Origin of the sequence: Variovorax sp. VaC1 (assembly GCF_043658315.1) — a bacterium.
Taxonomy (GTDB): Bacteria; Pseudomonadota; Gammaproteobacteria; order Burkholderiales; family Burkholderiaceae_C; genus Variovorax.
Genome location: NZ_JBIGLT010000005.1, coordinates 258,725 through 274,597 on the forward strand (window position 1 = coordinate 258,725; position 15,873 = coordinate 274,597).

Sequence of the window (15,873 nt, forward strand, 5' to 3'; positions counted from 1 at the left end):
AGCGAAATAAAGGAGGAGGGGCGCAGCCCCGGGGGACATTCGCGGAGGGGAGTACCCGGTGTCATCCGCACGCACCCCGAATCAACCGCAGTCACACCACGCGGCCACTGAGTAGCCCGCGAACAGATCAGAAGGCCCAGTCAGCCAGCTTCGAGCAAACGCTGCAGCGACTGCAGATCGCGCGCGATCCATTCCGCGTCGCGTTCGAAGGCCGCATCGTCCATATGCGGCTGGCGCAGCAGCGTGAACTGCAGTTCGCAGACGCCCGGCGCCACGCCGATCACACGGAACGGCACGTAGACCTCGGGCACGTCTTCGGGTGCGACCCAATGGTCGAGCACGCCGAAGTCGTTGGGCGGCGCAAAGCGCATGCGGGCATCGCCGCTCTCGGGGGTGCGCACGATCCAGTAGTCGCCCTGCGGCAGCACCGCACTCCTGGAAAGCCCGCTGGCCCACTCGGGCAGGCGCGCCGGATCGGCAGCAACCTTGTATGCGCGGCGCCAATCGCAAGCCACGCGCTGCGTGATGACGCGCGAGGGCGCGCCATGCGTTTCACTCGTCTGCTGCTTCATCGAAGTCGCTCCGGAGAACCTTGGACACGACAGCACCCGAAAAGCCGCGCGCCATCAGGAACCGCATCTGCCTGGCCCTTTCCTTCGCATCGGCGGGCGGTGCGTCGAAGCGGCGGCGCCACAGGGCCGTGGCGCGCTCGACCTCGGTGTCTTGCAAGCCGGCCACCGCCTCGGCGATGGCCTCGGGCGCGATGCCCTTGGCCTGCAGTTCCTGGCGCACCCGCAATGCGCCCGAGCGGGCCGCGCGCTGGTTGAGCACCGAGGCCACGACGCGCGGCTCGCTGATGAAGTCCTTGGCGGCAAGCTCGTCGAGCGCCTTCGCCAGCGTACCGGGCTCTTCTTCGTGCCGGGCCAGCTTGCGCTCCAGCTCCGCGCGCGAATGCTCGCGCTGGCTCAGGAGGCGCAGTGCGCGGCCTTTGAGGGAAGGGGCACCGAAAGCCATTCGAAGAAAAAAGTCGTTCGCGCGGCCCCGCGAAATTCGCAAAGAGGCCGCGCCATCGAACTTACAGCTCGGCGGCCTTGTCGGCCTTCGGTGCCTTGGCAGGCTTCTCGGCCTTTTCAGGTTCCGAGCCGGCATCGGCGGCCAGCAGCGGAATGCCCAGCGACTCGCGCACCTTGTTCTCGATCTCGCGCGACAGCTCGGGGTTCTCGCGCAGGAACTCGCGGGCGTTGTCGCGGCCCTGGCCGATTTTTTCGCCGTTGTAGGCGTACCAGGCACCCGACTTGTCGACGATCTTGGCGGTGACGCCCATGTCGATGATCTCGCCTTCGCGGCTGATGCCTTCGCCGAACAGGATGTCGAACTCGGCCGTCTTGAACGGGGGCGACACCTTGTTCTTGACCACCTTCACCTTGGTTTCGTTGCCGATGGCTTCGTCGCCCTTCTTGATGGTGCCGATGCGGCGGATGTCCAGGCGCACCGAGGCGTAGAACTTCAGCGCGTTGCCGCCGGTGGTGGTTTCGGGCGAGCCGAACATCACGCCGATCTTCATGCGGATCTGGTTGATGAAGATGACCATGCAGTTGGTCTTCTTGATCGTGGCGGTGAGCTTGCGCAGCGCCTGGCTCATCAGGCGGGCTTGCAGGCCGGGCAGCGAGTCGCCCATTTCGCCTTCGATTTCGGCCTTGGGCGTGAGCGCGGCGACCGAGTCGACCACGATCAGGTCGACGGCGCCCGAGCGCACCAGCGAGTCGACGATTTCAAGGGCTTGCTCGCCGGTGTCGGGCTGGCTGATCAGCAGGTCGGACAGGTTCACGCCGAGCTTCTGGGCGTACTGCACGTCGAGGGCGTGTTCGGCATCGACGAAGGCGCAGGTGCCGGCCTGCTTCTGCATGGCGGCGATGACCTGCAGCGTGAGCGTGGTCTTGCCCGACGATTCCGGGCCGTAGATTTCGATGACGCGGCCGCGCGGCAGGCCGCCGACGCCCAGCGCGATGTCCAGGCCCAGCGAGCCGGTCGAGACCACCTGGATGTCTTCCAGCGCCTCGCCTTCGCCGAGCCGCATGATCGTGCCCTTGCCGAACTGCTTTTCGATCTGGGCCAGCGCGGCCTGCAGGGCCTTGGCCTTTTCACTGTTGGCGACCGAGATGCTTGCGCCCTTGACGACTGCGTCCATGTGGAAACTCCTTGAAAATCAACGGTTTGTGTTGGGTTTCATCCATCTGCTTTTAACCACAGGCTGGATGCTTGAACAGTAGTGTAGGGGCTCATGGATTTGAGTAAACCCATTTTTTGGTCAGTTTGCTTTACCATTTCCCGCCATGGCCGACGCCGCTTTCCCGACCGATCCCGATGCCTGGCGACAGACGCACCTGGGCCGCCTGCTGGGCCACGCCATGCGCCGCTTCGACGAGCGCGTGCTGGCGCTGATGGCGCACGACCTCGACGTGCCCCTGGCCCTGTCGAACCTCGCCGCGCGCGCCCAGGTAAGCGCCGCGCACATCCACATCACGCGGCACCTGGCGCGCGAGGGCTCGCGCCTGACCGAGCTGGCCGAAAGCGCCGGCATGACCAAGCAGGCGATGGGCGCACTGGTCGACCAGTGCGAGGCCTGGGGGCTGGTCACGCGCGGGCCCGATCCGCTCGATGCGCGCGCGCGCCGCGTGCTGTTCACCGCCGACGGGCTGGCCTGGCTCGATGCCTTCCGCAGCGCGGTGACGCAGGCCGAGCGCGAGTTCCGCAGCAGCGTCGGCGATGACATTGCCACCGTGGTAACCATCGGACTGGAAGCCTACACAGCGGGCTAGACTCCGCCAGGGAGAGACAAATGTGAACGGCGCCAGCGCGGCGCCTGAACCGGCCGGAGGTGGCGCATGAGAATTCTGATTGCCGAAGACGACCAGGTGCTCGCCGATGCCCTGCTGCGCAGCCTGCGCACTTCGGGCGCGGCGGTCGACCACGTGGCGAACGGCTCGCAGGCCGACACCGCGCTCATGACCCATGACGAATTCGACCTGCTGATCCTCGACCTCGGGCTGCCCAGCCTGCACGGCATCGAGATCCTGAAGCGCCTGCGCGCACGCGGCTCGCAGCTGCCGGTGCTGGTGCTCACGGCGGCCGACAGCGTGGAAGAACGCGTGAAGGGCCTGGACCACGGCGCCGACGACTACATGGCCAAGCCCTTCAGCCTGCAGGAGCTCGAAGCGCGCGTGCGCGCCCTCACGCGGCGCGGCATGGGCACCACCAGCAACGCGATCCGCCATGGCCCGCTGGTCTACGACCAGGCCGGCCGCGTGGCCACCATCGACGGCAAGATGATCGAGCTGTCGGCGCGCGAACTCGGCCTGCTCGAAGTGCTGCTGCAGCGCGCCGGCCGGCTGGTCAGCAAGGACCAGCTGGTCGATCGCCTCTGCGAATGGGGCGAGGAGGTGAGCCTCAACGCCATCGAGGTCTACATCCACCGCCTGCGCAAGAAGATCGAGAAGGGGCCGGTGCGCATCGCGACGGTTCGCGGACTGGGCTACTGCCTCGAAAAGATCCAGTCCTGATGTACCCATGCGTGCGGGAAATGCCGTGCAACCGGCTTCGCCGGGCCGCAGGCATTGCCCCCGCTGAGCGGTTGGCGAAACGGCACGAAGTGCGCAAGGCCTGGGGGCACGCCAAGTGAAGCTCTTCCAGCGCGCGCAGCGCTCCCTGTTCGGCGAGATCCTCGACTGGATGCTCACGCCGCTGCTGCTGCTGGTGCCGGTGAGCATCGGCGTCACGTGGCTGGTGGCGCAGGGCATTGCCAACGCGCCCTTCGACCGGGCGCTCGAGCACAACGTGAAGGCGCTGGCCGAACTGGTGACGGTGAAAGAGGGCGAGCCCCGGTTCACGTTGTCGCAATCGGCGCGCGAGATCCTTCGCGCCGACGACACCGGCCATGTGTACTACCAGCTGGTCGACGGCCACGGTGTGTTGCTCAGCGGCGAGCGCGACCTGCCGCACCCCAACGTCGACGACCCGCCGGGGCCCAACGTCGTGCTGCTGCACAACAGCGAGGTCCACGACAAGCCGGTGCGCGTGGCCTCGCTCTGGATCGCCAGCGACCGCGAGGACGTGCCGCCCAGCCTGCTTCAACTGGCGGAGACGCGCGAGAAGCAGTCGGTACTCGCGGCCGAGATCATCAAGGGCGTGCTGCTGCCGCAGTTCGCCATCCTGCCGCTGGCGGTGCTGCTGATCTGGCTGGCGCTGGTGCGCGGCATCAAGCCGCTGTCGGTGGTGGAGGCGCGCATCCGCGAGCGGCGGCCCGGCGACCTGAGCCCGCTCGACGAATCTTCCGTGCCGCTCGAAGTGGTGCCGCTGGTGTCGTCGGTGAACGAACTGCTGAACAAGCTCAACGATTCCATCGACACGCAAAAACGCTTTCTGGCCGACGCGGCGCACCAGCTCAAGACGCCGCTGGCGGGCCTGCGCATGCAGGCCGACCTGGCGCAGCGCGAAGGCGCCAATGCCGACGAGCTGAAGCAGTCGCTCAAGCAGATCGGCCGCGCGAGCGTGCGTGCCACGCACACGGTGAACCAGTTGCTGTCGCTCGCGCGCGCCGAAGGCACCAGCGCGATGACGCACCAGCAGCCCTGCGACCTGGCGCGGCTCACCATCGAGGTGGTGCGCGAAGCCGTGCCGCGCGCGATCGAAAAGCGCATCGACCTGGGCTACGAAGGCGCACAGGCGGGCGCGCCGGGCGTGGTGTTCGACGGCAACCCGACGCTGCTGAAAGAGCTGGTGCGCAACCTGGTCGACAACGCGCTCAACTACACGCCCTCGGCGCCCGAGCGGCCCGGCCGGATCACCGTGCGCGTGCTGGCCGACCCGTTCGGCCATGTGCTGCTGCTGCAGGTGGAAGACAACGGCCCCGGCATCGCGGAGACCGACCGCGAGCTGGTGTTCGAGCCCTTCTACCGCGTGCTCGGCAACGAGGCCGATGGCTCGGGGCTGGGGCTGCCGATCGTGCGCGAGATCGCCAACCAGCACCGCGCGCAGGTCAAGCTGGAGGACGCGCATCCCGGCAAACACCCGCCGGGGGCGCTCTTCACGGTGCGCTTCGAGGGCGAGCACCTGGAGTGACGTGAAGCGAAGCGAAGGGCCCGCTGAACAGGGCCGGCACGGCGCATGTTCGCGCGCGCGGCCCGATGACCCACGTGGGTCAGGGTGCGGGCGCGCCGGCCTTGGGTTCCTTGCGGATCTGCAGCCACTCGGGCCGGATCTGCCGCGCAAGGCGTTGCGGCTCGCGCTCGTTGAGCCCGGCCGGCGCCAGCCCGAAGCCGACGAGATCGCCGCGCGCCCACAGGAAGTAGCCGGCATTGGCCAGCAGCAAGACGATGAGTGCCAGGCGCAACTTCATCCGCGTCAGAAGGACATGCCGCGAGGGCGCACGCTCACTTCGTCGCTGGTGATCAGCTGCAGGCCGGCGTCGGTGCGCACCTGCAGCTCACCGCCCCAGGCCACGCCTTCGCACAGACCGGCAGTGCCGTCGCTCAGCGCCACCTCGCGCCCGCGCAGCACGTCGCGTGCAGCAAAGCGTTCGGCAAAAGGCGCGAAGCCGCCGGCCTCGAAAGCCAGCACAGCGCGCACCAGCGGCTCGGCCAATTCGCGCAACACCTCGGGCGCGCTCGCCTCGGGCCGCCATTGGCGCATCCACGCGGGCGGCGTGCGCATGCCGTCGCCTTCGCGCGCGCCGATGTTGATGCCGATGCCGATCACGACATAGCGCTGCCCGTCTTGCCGCGCGGTGTGCGGCATCGCGGTCTCGATCAGGATGCCGACCAGCTTGCGGTCGTTGACCCACACATCGTTGGGCCACTTGAGCCCGACCTTGTGTTCGCCCGTGGGATCGAGGCCCTCGGCCACGCTGACACCGACGGCCAGCGACAGGCCCGACCAGTCGGCGGGCGCCAGCGGCAACCCCAGCGAGAAGGTGAGCGAGGCGGCAGGTTCCTGCTGCGGCGCGCTTTGCCACGGGCGACCGAGGCGGCCGCGCCCCGCGGTCTGGCGCTCGGCCACGAGCAGCACGGGCTCGGTGCGGCCGGCGCGCGCACGGCGCATCAGCTCGGTGTTGGAAGAATCGATTTCGGCCACGGCCTCGACCGTGAAGCCCGGCAGCAGCGGGGTGACGGATGCGGCGATCCGGTCTTCGAACCAGGTGGCCGAGGTGCCGCTGTTGCTGCTCATGCTCAGTCCTTGCCGGACTTGTCTTTCTTGGCGGACTTCTTTTCCGCCTTCTTGCCGTCGGCCTTCTTCTCGGCTTTCTTCTTGTCGGCCTTCTTGGCTTCTTTTTTCTCGGCCTTTTTCTTGTCGGCCTTTTTCCTGGCCTTCTTCTTTTTCTTCTTCTCTTCGTCTTCGTCCTTGGGCGTCAGCAGCGTGCCGCGGCACTGCTCGGAGCCGCACCAGCAAGGAAATTCGGACAAGAGCTTCGGCGTGTAGGGCTCGTCGATGATCAGGCCGTAGTCGTAGTTGAGCTCTTCGCCCGCGGCGATGTTGCGCAGCGCCTTGATATAAACGCGCCCATCGACTTCGTCGGCTTCGCAGTTCGGCTCGCACGAGTGGTTGATCCAGCGCGCGTCGTTGCCCTTGACGTTGCCGTCGATCACACGCCCGTCGTCGATGTGGAAGTAAAAGGTGTGGTTCGGCTGGGCCGGGTCGTGCGGATGGCGGCGCAGCGCCTCCTTCCAGCTGATGACCTCGCCCTTGTATTCGATCAGCGTCTCGCCTTCGGCCAGGTCCTGCACGGCGAACACGCCGTTGCCATGGACGTCGGAGCGTCGCATCTGGATGCGGCGGCGGGTCCGTCCCGGGGCGGAGCGCTCTTCTTCACCTTCGGGGGATTGAAGAGTGTCCCTGTCGCGGCCAGCTGAAATGGGGGATTTGGAAGGCATCGCCGAAGTCTGTTAGTTTGAATATGCACACATGCGCGTGTGCGCGTGCGCACGCGGGAAGCCGCAGATTGTATGTGGCCCCCACGCTCTCGCACGGCGTGTCGTCGCTGCCCCCGAGGGGGCCGCAGGCCGCTTGAGGCGGCCCGGCGCCGGCCAGAACTTTTTTAGGAATTGTTGATGAAGACGTTGGTAATCGCAGAAAAGCCGTCGGTGGCACAGGACATCGTCCGTGCACTCACGCCGGTGGCCGGCAAATTCGACAAACATGACGAGCATTTCGAGAACGACAGCTATGTCGTGACCAGCGCTGTCGGTCACCTGGTCGAGATCCAGGCGCCCGAGGAGTTCGACGTCAAGCGGGGCAAGTGGAGCTTTGCCAACCTGCCCGTGATCCCGCCGCACTTCGACCTGAAGCCGGTCGACAAGACCAAGACGCGCCTGAACGCGGTGGTCAAGCAGGCCAAGCGCAAGGACGTGACGCAACTCATCAACGCCTGCGACGCGGGCCGCGAGGGTGAACTGATCTTCCGCCTGATCGAGCAATACGCCGGCGGCAAGCACCCGCTGGGCAAGCCGGTCAAGCGCCTCTGGCTGCAGTCGATGACGCCGCAGGCCATTCGCGACGGCTTCGATGCGCTGCGCACCGAAAAACAGATGCAAGGCCTGGCCGACGCCGCGCGTTCGCGCTCCGAGGCCGACTGGCTGGTGGGCATCAACGGCACGCGCGCCATGACGGCTTTCAATTCGCGCGACGGCGGCTTCTTCCTCACGACCGTGGGCCGCGTGCAGACGCCCACGCTGTCGGTGGTGGTCGAGCGCGAGGAGCAGATCCGCAAGTTCGTCTCGCGCAACTACTGGGAAATCCACGGCAACTTCGCGGCCGAGGCGGGCGAATACCCCGGCAAGTGGTTCAACCCCGACTGGAAGAAAGCCAACGCGCCGCTGCTCGCCAATGGCGAGCCCGATGCCGAGCAGCGCGCCGACCGCGTCTGGCACGAACGTGATGCGCTGGAGATCGCGCTGGCCGCCCAAGGCAAGCCCGCTACCGTCACCGAAGAAAGCAAGCCGACCACGCAGGCGTCGCCCGCGCTGTTCGACCTGACCTCGCTGCAGCGCGAGGCCAACGGCCGCTTCGGCTTCAGCGCCAAGACCACGCTTGCGCTGGCGCAGAGCCTGTACGAACGCCACAAGGCGCTGACCTACCCGCGTACCGATTCGCGCGCGCTGCCGGAAGACTACCTGCCGGTCGTCAAGCAGACCATGGGCATGCTCGCCGAGAGCGGCATGAAGCACCTGGCGCCGTTCGCCCAGCAGGCGGTCGACGGCAACTATGTGAAGCCCAACAAGCGCATCTTCGACAACGCCAAGGTGTCGGATCACTTTGCGATCATCCCGACGCTGCAGGCGCCGAGCGGCCTGAGCGAAGCCGAGCAGAAGCTCTATGACTTCGTGGTGCGGCGTTTCCTGTCGGTGTTCTTCCCGAGCGCCGAGCACCAGGTGACCACGCGCATCAGTACGGTCGAGCAGAACGGCAAGAAGTACCCGTTCCGCACCGACGGCAAGGTGCTGGTCAAGCCGGGCTGGCTCGCCATCTACGGCAAGGAAGCGCAAGACGACGAGAAGGAAGACGACAAGGACGGCAAGCGCCTCGTGCCGGTGAAGCCGGGCGAGATCGTGCGCACCGAGTCGGCCGACATCAAGGGCCTGAAGACGCGCCCGCCGGCACGCTACTCCGAAGCCACGCTGCTCGGCGCCATGGAAGGCGCCGGCAAGACCATCGACGACGACGAGCTGCGCGAGGCCATGCAGGAGAAGGGCCTGGGCACGCCAGCCACGCGCGCCGCCACCATCGAAGGGCTGATCGCCGAGAAATACATGCTGCGCGAAGGCCGCGAGCTGATCCCGACGGCCAAGGCCTTCCAGCTCATGACGCTGCTGCGCGGCCTGGGCGTGGAAGAACTGTCGAAGGCCGAGCTGACCGGCGAGTGGGAATACAAGCTCGCGCAGATGGAGAAGGGCGCGCTCAGCCGCGACGCCTTCATGCGCGAGATCGCGGCGATGACCGAGCACATCGTCAAGAAGGCCAAGGAATACGACCGCGACACCGTGCCGGGCGACTACGCCACGCTCGAGACGCCGTGCCCCAACTGCGGCGGCGTGGTGAAGGAAAACTACCGCCGCTACGCCTGCACCGGCAAGAGCGGCACCGGCGAAGACGCTTGCGGCTTCTCGTTCGGCAAGTCGCCGGCCGGGCGCACCTTCGAGGTGGCCGAGGCCGAGGCGCTGCTGCGCGACAAGCACATCGGCCCGCTGGACGGCTTCCGCTCCAAGGCGGGCTGGCCCTTCACGTCCGAGATCGTCATCAAGTACGACGAGGAAGCCAGGAACTGGAAGCTGGAGTTCGACTTCGGCGACGACAAGAACGCCGAGAGCGGCGAGATCGTCGACTTCAGCGATCAGGACACCGTGGGCCCGTGCCCGGTGTGCGGCGCGCCGGTGTTCGACCACGGCAGCAACTACGTCTGCGAAAAATCGGTGCCGACCAACGCGCAGCCGACGCCCAGCTGCACCTTCAAGACCGGCAAGATCATCCTGCAGCAGCCGGTGGAACGCGCGCAGATGGAAAAGCTGCTCGCCACCGGCAAGACCGACCTGCTCGACAAGTTCGTGAGCATGCGCACGCGCCGCGCCTTCAAGGCCTTCCTGACCTGGAACGCCGAAGAGGGCAAGGTGACCTTCGAGTTCGCGCCGCGCGAAGGCGGCAGCAAATTCCCGCCACGCAAGACCTTCGGCAAGCCGGCGGCAAAGACCGCAGCGGCCAAGAAGGTGGCGGCGAAGAAGACGCCCGCCGCCAAGAAGGCACCGGCCGCGAAGAAGGCGGCCACGCCGCGCAAGCCGGGCGCGGGCCTCAAGCCCAGCGACTCGCTGGCGGCCGTGATCGGCGCCGAACCGGTGGCACGCACCGAGGTCATCAAGAAGCTGTGGGACTACATCAAGGCCAACGGCCTGCAGGACGCGGCCAACAAGCGCGCGATCAATGCCGACGCGAAGCTCAAGCCCGTGTTCGGCAAGGACCAGGTGACGATGTTCGAGCTGGCCGGCATCGTGGGCAAGCACCTCTCGGCGCCCGACGCGGCCTGACACGGCATGCAGCGCCGACACCTCGCCGCCGCGCTGGCCACAGCAATGCTGCTGGGCGGCGCGGGCCTCGCCCACGCTGCCGCGTGGCCTGACAAGCCCGTCAAGCTGGTCGTGCCTTTCCCGCCCGGACAGGCCACCGACATCTTTGCCCGTGCGCTCGCCGAACAGCTCGGCAAGCGGCTGGGCCAGCCCGTGATCATCGACAACAAGGCCGGCGCGGGCAGCAACATCGGCACCGAGTTCGTGGTGCGCGCGCCGCCCGACGGCTACACGCTGGTGGTGGCCGGCAGCGCGATGGCGGTGAACCAGACGCTCTACGCCAAGCCGGGCTTCGATCCGCGCAAGGACCTCGTGGGCATCTCGCTGATCGCGAAGGTGCCGCTGGTGTTCCTGGCCACGCCCGAAAGCGGTATCCGCACGCTGGCCGACCTCACGGCGCGCGCCAAGGCCGAGCCCGGCCGGCTGAGCTACGCAAGCGCCGGCATCGGCGGCACGCAGCACCTGTCGGGCGAGATGTACAAGTCGGCGGCGCATGTGTTCATCACGCACATTCCGTACCGCGGCAGCGGGCCGGCGCAGTCGGACTTCCTGGGCAACCAGATTCCGCTGATGGTCGATTCGGTGACGGCCGCGCTGCCGCACATCAAGTCGGGCAAGGCGATTCCGCTCGCGGTGACCTCGGCCACGCGCTCGTCGCAGTTGCCCGATGTGCCCACGGTGCGCGAGTCCGGCGTGGCCGGCACGAAGAACTTCGAGGCCGTGGGCTGGCTCGGCCTGATGGCGCCGCGCGGCACGCCGCCCGAGATCGTGGCGCGGCTGAACCACGAGGTGACCGACATCCTGAAGGGCGAACAGATGGCGCGCTTCATCCGCGAGCGGGGCTCCGAGCCGGCGCCCACAAGCGGCCCCGAGTTCGACCGCTTCGTGGCGAGCGAGATCGGGCTCTGGGGTGCGGCGGTGAAGGCTTCGGGCGCCAAGCCCGAATAAGCAAGCGCGAAACGCGCGCCGGTCAGGGCAGGGCCGGCGCTGCAGCCTCCCCGCTGCGGTCGACTTCGGCCAGCAGCCAGTTGCGAAAGTGATCGAGCGTGGCGAGCTGGCCGCGCCCTTCGGGGTAGCAGAACCAGTAGCCCTCGTTGCCCCGGTAGCCGCCGTTGGGCAGCGGCTCGTCCACCAGCCCCGAGGCGATCTCGTCCTGCACCAGGCAGCGCGGCACCAGCGCCACGCCCATGCCGACCATCACCGCGCGGATCATGGTCTGGAACTGGTCGAACTGCGGGCCGGCCAGCGGATCGAGCCCGCGCACGCCATGCGTCTCGCGCCATTGCACCCACGATTGCGGCACGCTCACGTGGCGCAGCAGCGTGCAGCGCGCGACGTCTTGCGGCGACTGGATGACGACCTCGGCCTGCGTCGCGCGCGGCGCGATCAGCGCCACGTCCTGCCCCGCAAGGTAATGCGAGCGGGCGCCGGGCCAGTGGCCGTCGCCGAACAGGATGGCGCAGTCGAGCTCGGGCCGCTCGAAGTCGTAGCCATGCACGAAGGGCACGAAATGCAGCGTGATCTGCGGATGGCGGCGCTGGAAGTCGGGCAGCCGCGGAATCAGCCACTTGGCGCCGAAGGTGGGCAGGGCGGACAGGTGCAGCGCGCCGCCGCCGTCGCCGCTGGTGATCAGCTCCAACGTGGCCGCCTCCAGTTGCGCGAGCAGGGCGCGCACGGCTTTCTCGTAGCGCTCGCCCGCCGGCGTGAGCGTCAGCCGCTTGCGGCTGCGCTCGAACAGCGGCGCGCCGATCCAGCGTTCGAGCTCTTGCACCTGCTTGCTGACCGCGCCCTGCGTGAGGTGCAGCGCCTCGGCCGCGCGCGAGACGCCGCCGAAGCGCACCACCGTCGAGAAGGCGCGCAGCAGGTTCAGGGGCGGATTGAGACGGCGCAGCGACATGGCGGGATGCCCATTAAAACATTCCAGATTAGAATGTTAGCGGGTATATCCTTTGCTTCAAGTGATGCAGCAAATCGCTCCATCGCTCCCTGCTTCATTGGAAGAATCCCATGCAACGTCGTCATTTCATTTCTTCACTGGCCGCCGTTTCCATCGCGCCAGGAATATCTTTTGCCCAAGGCAAGCCGATCCGCCTGGTCGTGCCCTTCCCGCCCGGCGGCGCCACCGACATCACCGCCCGCGTGCTCTCCGAGCCCCTGGGCAAGATCCTCCAGCAGCCCGTGGTGATCGACAACCGCGCCGGTGCCGGCGGCTCCATCGGCATGGCCGAGCTGGCCCGCGCCACGCCCGACGGCCTGACCTTCGGCGTGGCTACGCTGTCCACGCACGGCGTCAACCCGGCCGTGTACGCCAAGCTGCCCTACGACCCGATCAAGGGCTTCGTCGCGGTGAGCGAACTGGTGAAGGCGCCGGGCGTGGTCGTCATCAACCCGGCCGTGCTGCCAGTCGCCAACTTCGCCGAGCTGGTGAAGTACCTGAAAGCCAACCCGGGCAAGGTGTCGTACGCCTCGCCGGGCAACGGCACCATCGGGCACATGTGGGGCGAGCTGTTCAAGAGCAGCACCGGAACCTCGATGGTGCACATCCCCTACCGCGGTGCGGGCCCGGCCATCAACGACGTGCTCGCAGGCCAGGTGCCGGTGTACTTCGACCAGGTCGCGTCGTCGCTGCCGCACGTGAAGTCGGGCAAGCTGAAGGCGATGGCCGTGTCCTGGCACGGCCGGCTCGACGTGCTGCCCGACGTGCCGACCTACGGCGAGCTGGGCTACGCGGCCAACAACGACCCGTCGTGGTTCGGCATGGTCGCGCCCGCCGGCACCTCGCCCGAGATCGCGCTGCGCATGCAGCAGGCCGTGGCCACCGCGCTGAAAGACAGCTCGGTGCGCGAGCGCCTGGCGCTGCAGGGGCTGTACGCCTCGGGCACCACGCCGGCCGAGTTCACGAAGCAGATCGCGAACGAGATCGAGAAGATGAAGAAGGTGGCCGCTTTCGCGCGCATCCGATTGGACTGAACGACACCTGCCTATGCATCCAGTCCTGAAACTGATTCAAACCCGCGCCCAGGTGACGAGCGTCGCCGGGCATACGCCGCTGGTGCTGGACTCGCCGCACAGCGGCACGGTCTACCCCGAGGACTTCCAGCCGGTGTGCGACCTCGCCACGCTGCGCCGGGCCGAGGACACGCACGTCGAGAAGCTCTACGCCTTCGCGCCCGCGATGGGCGCGGCCTGGGTCGAGGCGCACTTTCCGCGCAGCTACCTCGACGCCAACCGCGACATGACCGAGATCGACACCACCATGCTCGACGGCCCATGGGCCGGCCCGGTGTCGAGCGACCCGCGCGTGCTGTCGAAGGTGCGCCTGGGCAAGGGCCTGATCTGGAAGCTCACCGACGAGGGCCTGCCGATCTACGACCGGCCGCTCACGGTGGACGAAGTGCGCCAGCGCATCGACCTGTGCTGGCAGCCCTACCACGCGGCGGTGACGCAGGCCATCGACGACGCGCATGCGCGGCACGGCTACAGCATCCACATCAACTGCCACTCGATGCCGGCCATCGCGGGCAGCCACGCCACCGACTTCCCGGGGCTGGCACATGCCGACTTCGTGATCGGCGACCGCGACGGCAGCACGGCCGACCCGGCGCTGTCGCACAAGCTCTGCGAGCACCTGCGCGGCTTCGGCTACAGCGTGGACTACAACCACCCGTACAAGGGCGTGGAGCTGGTGCGCCGGCATGGCAAGCCGGCCGAGAACCGGCACAGCATCCAGGTCGAGATCAACCGCAAGCTCTACATGGACGAGGCCACGCTGGCGCTGAGTGAAGCCGGTGCCGCGCGGCTGCAGGAACATCTGCAGTCGATGGTCGCAATGCTGCTGGCCACCGACCCACGCTGATCGACAGCCTGCCGGCGCCGGGTTGTGCAAACAACCCTGCTGCCGGCGGGCATGTTGTTACAGGGCGGAAAAGAGCGGCGGCCTATAGTGGCCGCAGTCCCACCATCCCCTGGAGTTTTCCGTGAAGCCATTCATTGCTGCCGTTTTCGCCATCGCGATGGGCGTGCTGGTCTCGGGCTGTGCCGGCACCGCGTCGCCGGGCACGTCGTCTTCATCAGCCTCGTCGCCCTCGTCGGGCAGCGGCGTCACGGTGTTCGGCACCATCGACGCCAGCGTCAGCGGCTACAAGACGCAGTCGTCGCGCTGATCTCACTGATCTCACGAATCCCGCTGACCTTTCAGGCCACGCCGGCCAGGTAGCCATGCAGCGCGCCACGCAACTGGCGTGACAGCGCCTGCAGGTCGGGTCGCCCGCCCGTGCCGATGTGGGTGTGCGCGACCAGGCCATAGATGATGGTCTGGCACACGCGGGCCGCTTCCTTCTTCGGGCAATCGGCCGCCAGGTCTCCGGCGGCATCGAGCACGCCCACCCACTCGGCCACGAAACGGTCGTACATCTTGCGATAGGCCTCGGGGCTGGAAAGGTGCCGCTCCAGCAGGTAGTGCGCGCCCCAGGCCAGCGGCTGCTCGCGGTGCGCGTCGAGCTGCGCATCGATCACCGCATCGACGATCTCCCGCAGCGGCCGGCCCGCATACGCGGTAACGGCCGCGCGCATGTCCAGCAGCAGCGCCTTGGAGCGCAGGTGCAGGCACACGCGCGCCAGGTCGTCCTTGCTCGCGAAGTATTCGTAGAAGCTGCCGAGCCCCGTGCCGGCCACGGCCACGATCTCGCGGATGGTGATGGCCGCATAACCCTTCTCGACCAAAAGCCGAACAAAGGCTTCCTGCAGCGCCTGCGAGGTGTGGCGCGCGCGGGACTGGCGCGGCTTTCTCCTCGGGGCGGCGGCCGGTGCGCGGGTGCTCGTCACCACCGCCGAACCCGAACACCTTGCGGGCGGGTTGTTCCTAGAATTTTTGGACCCATCGAACGGCATTCTGCAATGACCCACACCGACCACGCCCCCGAGGATTCGCGCATCGCCGCCTTCGTCTACACGGGGCAAGGCGACGCCTGGCAACCGAGCGAACTGTCGCGCGGCCCGTGGGACCCGCGCGCGCAGCACGGCGGCGCGCCCTGCGGCCTGCTGGCGCATGTGGCGGAGCGTGCCGCGCCCGGGCCGGACTGGCTGCTCGCGCGGCTCACGGTCGAGCTGGTCAAGCCGGTGCCGGTGGCGCCGCTGGTCACGCGCGTGCAGGTGCAGTCGTCGCGCGCCACGGTGCGCGTGGGCATCGACCTGCTGGCGGGCGATGTGGTCGTGGCGCGGGCGCACGCGCTGCTGCTGCATCGGCAGCCGCTGGCACTGCCAGCCGATCTGCCGGCCGACTTTCCCTGCGCATCGCCGCGCCAGTTGCTGCCATTGCCGCAGGACTGCCGCGAGCAGGTGCGCATCCCCGGCCTGCCCGAAGGGGTTTCGTTCTATCGGAACGCCGTGGAATCGCGCGTGGCGCAAGGCGACACGAGCCAGCCGGGCCCGTCGGCCGCATGGTTCCGCCTCGCGGTGCCGCTGGTGCATGGCGTGCCCAACTCGCCCGCCATGCGCGCGGCGGCCGCCGCCGACTTCGGCAACGGCCTGAGCTGGGTGCTGCCGGCCGATCGCTTCCTGTTCGCCAACGCCGACATGAGCCTGAACCTGTTCCGCACGCCCGAGGGCGAGTGGATCGGCCTGCGCTCGGCCACCGAGGCGCACGGCGACGGCGCGGGCCTGACCGTGTCGCACCTGTACGACGCGCGTGGCCCCATCGGCCTTGCCACCCAGACGCTGGTGCTGCGCGAACGCGCAGCCGCCTGAACCTGTTCACCGACCCGAGAGA

Annotated in this window: 17 protein-coding genes; 9 read left to right on the top strand and 8 right to left on the bottom strand. The window is 67.9% G+C overall.

What is annotated here, in order from left to right:
- Positions 1-140 precede the first annotated feature (140 nt).
- The 3 genes from ACGLHS_RS21175 to recA all read right to left on the bottom strand — a co-directional run bounded on the left by ACGLHS_RS21175 (position 141) and on the right by recA (position 2,188).
- A complete protein-coding gene (locus ACGLHS_RS21175) occupies positions 141-572 on the bottom strand; it encodes an SRPBCC family protein (protein ID WP_394482928.1) in 432 nt (143 codons plus the stop codon).
- Positions 553-1,014: a recombination regulator RecX gene (gene recX / locus ACGLHS_RS21180; protein ID WP_394482930.1), complete on the bottom strand. Its 462-nt coding sequence runs from the start codon at positions 1,012-1,014 to the stop codon at positions 553-555. Before recX ends, ACGLHS_RS21175 begins: the two co-directional genes overlap by 20 nt.
- Before the next feature lie 61 nt (positions 1,015-1,075).
- Positions 1,076-2,188, bottom strand: coding sequence for a recombinase RecA (gene recA, locus ACGLHS_RS21185; RefSeq protein WP_394482932.1), 1,113 nt, complete (start codon positions 2,186-2,188; stop codon positions 1,076-1,078).
- Positions 2,189-2,333: 145 nt separating this feature from the next.
- Between recA and ACGLHS_RS21190 the strand changes: the two genes are divergently transcribed.
- The 3 genes from ACGLHS_RS21190 (at position 2,334) to ACGLHS_RS21200 (ending at position 5,118) form a co-directional block, all read left to right on the top strand.
- Complete coding sequence (locus ACGLHS_RS21190; RefSeq protein WP_394482934.1) at positions 2,334-2,819, top strand: MarR family winged helix-turn-helix transcriptional regulator; 486 nt, start codon at positions 2,334-2,336, stop codon at positions 2,817-2,819.
- A gap of 66 nt (positions 2,820-2,885) precedes the next feature.
- A complete protein-coding gene (locus ACGLHS_RS21195) occupies positions 2,886-3,560 on the top strand; it encodes a response regulator transcription factor (protein ID WP_093242554.1) in 675 nt (224 codons plus the stop codon).
- Positions 3,561-3,675: 115 nt separating this feature from the next.
- The gene (locus ACGLHS_RS21200) at positions 3,676-5,118 is read left to right on the top strand and encodes a sensor histidine kinase N-terminal domain-containing protein (RefSeq protein ID WP_394482937.1); all 1,443 of its coding nucleotides are present in this window, start codon (positions 3,676-3,678) and stop codon (positions 5,116-5,118) included.
- Between the two features lie 79 nt (positions 5,119-5,197).
- Here the strand turns inward: ACGLHS_RS21200 and ACGLHS_RS21205 are convergent, their stop codons facing one another.
- The 3 genes from ACGLHS_RS21205 to ACGLHS_RS21215 are packed head-to-tail and all read right to left on the bottom strand — an operon-like array spanning position 5,198 to position 6,926.
- Complete coding sequence (locus ACGLHS_RS21205; protein ID WP_394482939.1) at positions 5,198-5,395, bottom strand: sporulation protein; 198 nt, start codon at positions 5,393-5,395, stop codon at positions 5,198-5,200.
- A 5-nt stretch (positions 5,396-5,400) separates the two neighbouring features.
- On the bottom strand, positions 5,401-6,222 hold the full coding sequence (locus ACGLHS_RS21210; protein ID WP_394482941.1) for a biotin--[acetyl-CoA-carboxylase] ligase: 822 nt from the start codon (positions 6,220-6,222) through the stop codon (positions 5,401-5,403).
- A 2-nt stretch (positions 6,223-6,224) separates the two neighbouring features.
- Positions 6,225-6,926 carry an SET domain-containing protein gene (locus tag ACGLHS_RS21215; protein WP_394482943.1) on the bottom strand — a complete coding sequence of 234 codons (702 nt, stop codon included), beginning with the start codon at positions 6,924-6,926 and terminating at the stop codon, positions 6,225-6,227.
- Positions 6,927-7,103: 177 nt separating this feature from the next.
- Between ACGLHS_RS21215 and ACGLHS_RS21220 the strand changes: the two genes are divergently transcribed.
- The gene (locus ACGLHS_RS21220; protein WP_394482946.1) at positions 7,104-10,067 is read left to right on the top strand and encodes a DNA topoisomerase III; all 2,964 of its coding nucleotides are present in this window, start codon (positions 7,104-7,106) and stop codon (positions 10,065-10,067) included.
- Positions 10,068-10,073: 6 nt separating this feature from the next.
- The gene (locus ACGLHS_RS21225; protein ID WP_394482948.1) at positions 10,074-11,054 is read left to right on the top strand and encodes a tripartite tricarboxylate transporter substrate binding protein; all 981 of its coding nucleotides are present in this window, start codon (positions 10,074-10,076) and stop codon (positions 11,052-11,054) included.
- Positions 11,055-11,076: 22 nt separating this feature from the next.
- Here ACGLHS_RS21225 and ACGLHS_RS21230 read toward each other — a convergent pair whose 3' ends face one another.
- Positions 11,077-12,003: a LysR substrate-binding domain-containing protein gene (locus ACGLHS_RS21230; RefSeq protein ID WP_394482950.1), complete on the bottom strand. Its 927-nt coding sequence runs from the start codon at positions 12,001-12,003 to the stop codon at positions 11,077-11,079.
- Between the two features lie 110 nt (positions 12,004-12,113).
- Between ACGLHS_RS21230 and ACGLHS_RS21235 the strand changes: the two genes are divergently transcribed.
- The 3 genes from ACGLHS_RS21235 to ACGLHS_RS21245 all read left to right on the top strand — a co-directional run bounded on the left by ACGLHS_RS21235 (position 12,114) and on the right by ACGLHS_RS21245 (position 14,269).
- A complete protein-coding gene (locus tag ACGLHS_RS21235) occupies positions 12,114-13,076 on the top strand; it encodes a tripartite tricarboxylate transporter substrate binding protein BugE (RefSeq protein ID WP_093242538.1) in 963 nt (320 codons plus the stop codon).
- A gap of 13 nt (positions 13,077-13,089) precedes the next feature.
- Positions 13,090-13,962, top strand: a complete 873-nt coding sequence (locus tag ACGLHS_RS21240; protein WP_394482952.1) for an N-formylglutamate amidohydrolase — start codon at positions 13,090-13,092, stop codon at positions 13,960-13,962.
- Between the two features lie 121 nt (positions 13,963-14,083).
- Positions 14,084-14,269, top strand: a complete 186-nt coding sequence (locus ACGLHS_RS21245) for a hypothetical protein (protein WP_394482954.1) — start codon at positions 14,084-14,086, stop codon at positions 14,267-14,269.
- 31 nt (positions 14,270-14,300) lie between these two features.
- Here the strand turns inward: ACGLHS_RS21245 and ACGLHS_RS21250 are convergent, their stop codons facing one another.
- The gene (locus ACGLHS_RS21250; protein ID WP_394482956.1) at positions 14,301-14,930 is read right to left on the bottom strand and encodes a TetR/AcrR family transcriptional regulator; all 630 of its coding nucleotides are present in this window, start codon (positions 14,928-14,930) and stop codon (positions 14,301-14,303) included.
- A 72-nt stretch (positions 14,931-15,002) separates the two neighbouring features.
- Between ACGLHS_RS21250 and ACGLHS_RS21255 the strand changes: the two genes are divergently transcribed.
- On the top strand, positions 15,003-15,851 hold the full coding sequence (locus tag ACGLHS_RS21255) for a thioesterase family protein (RefSeq protein WP_394482958.1): 849 nt from the start codon (positions 15,003-15,005) through the stop codon (positions 15,849-15,851).
- Positions 15,852-15,873: the final 22 nt, after the last annotated feature.

Bases quoted from the DNA above. Each gene is read 5' to 3' on its own strand.
- ACGLHS_RS21175 (WP_394482928.1), bottom strand. From the start codon at position 572: ATGAAGCAGCAGACGAGTGAAACGCATGGCGCGCCCTCGCGCGTCATC.
- recX (WP_394482930.1), bottom strand. From the start codon at position 1,014: ATGGCTTTCGGTGCCCCTTCCCTCAAAGGCCGCGCACTGCGCCTCCTG.
- recA (WP_394482932.1), bottom strand. From the start codon at position 2,188: ATGGACGCAGTCGTCAAGGGCGCAAGCATCTCGGTCGCCAACAGTGAA.
- ACGLHS_RS21190 (WP_394482934.1), top strand. From the start codon at position 2,334: ATGGCCGACGCCGCTTTCCCGACCGATCCCGATGCCTGGCGACAGACG.
- ACGLHS_RS21195 (WP_093242554.1), top strand. From the start codon at position 2,886: ATGAGAATTCTGATTGCCGAAGACGACCAGGTGCTCGCCGATGCCCTG.
- ACGLHS_RS21205 (WP_394482939.1), bottom strand. From the start codon at position 5,395: ATGAAGTTGCGCCTGGCACTCATCGTCTTGCTGCTGGCCAATGCCGGC.
- ACGLHS_RS21210 (WP_394482941.1), bottom strand. From the start codon at position 6,222: ATGAGCAGCAACAGCGGCACCTCGGCCACCTGGTTCGAAGACCGGATC.
- ACGLHS_RS21215 (WP_394482943.1), bottom strand. From the start codon at position 6,926: ATGCCTTCCAAATCCCCCATTTCAGCTGGCCGCGACAGGGACACTCTT.
- ACGLHS_RS21220 (WP_394482946.1), top strand. From the start codon at position 7,104: ATGAAGACGTTGGTAATCGCAGAAAAGCCGTCGGTGGCACAGGACATC.
- ACGLHS_RS21225 (WP_394482948.1), top strand. From the start codon at position 10,074: ATGCAGCGCCGACACCTCGCCGCCGCGCTGGCCACAGCAATGCTGCTG.
- ACGLHS_RS21230 (WP_394482950.1), bottom strand. From the start codon at position 12,003: ATGTCGCTGCGCCGTCTCAATCCGCCCCTGAACCTGCTGCGCGCCTTC.
- ACGLHS_RS21235 (WP_093242538.1), top strand. From the start codon at position 12,114: ATGCAACGTCGTCATTTCATTTCTTCACTGGCCGCCGTTTCCATCGCG.
- ACGLHS_RS21240 (WP_394482952.1), top strand. From the start codon at position 13,090: ATGCATCCAGTCCTGAAACTGATTCAAACCCGCGCCCAGGTGACGAGC.
- ACGLHS_RS21255 (WP_394482958.1), top strand. From the start codon at position 15,003: ATGACCCACACCGACCACGCCCCCGAGGATTCGCGCATCGCCGCCTTC.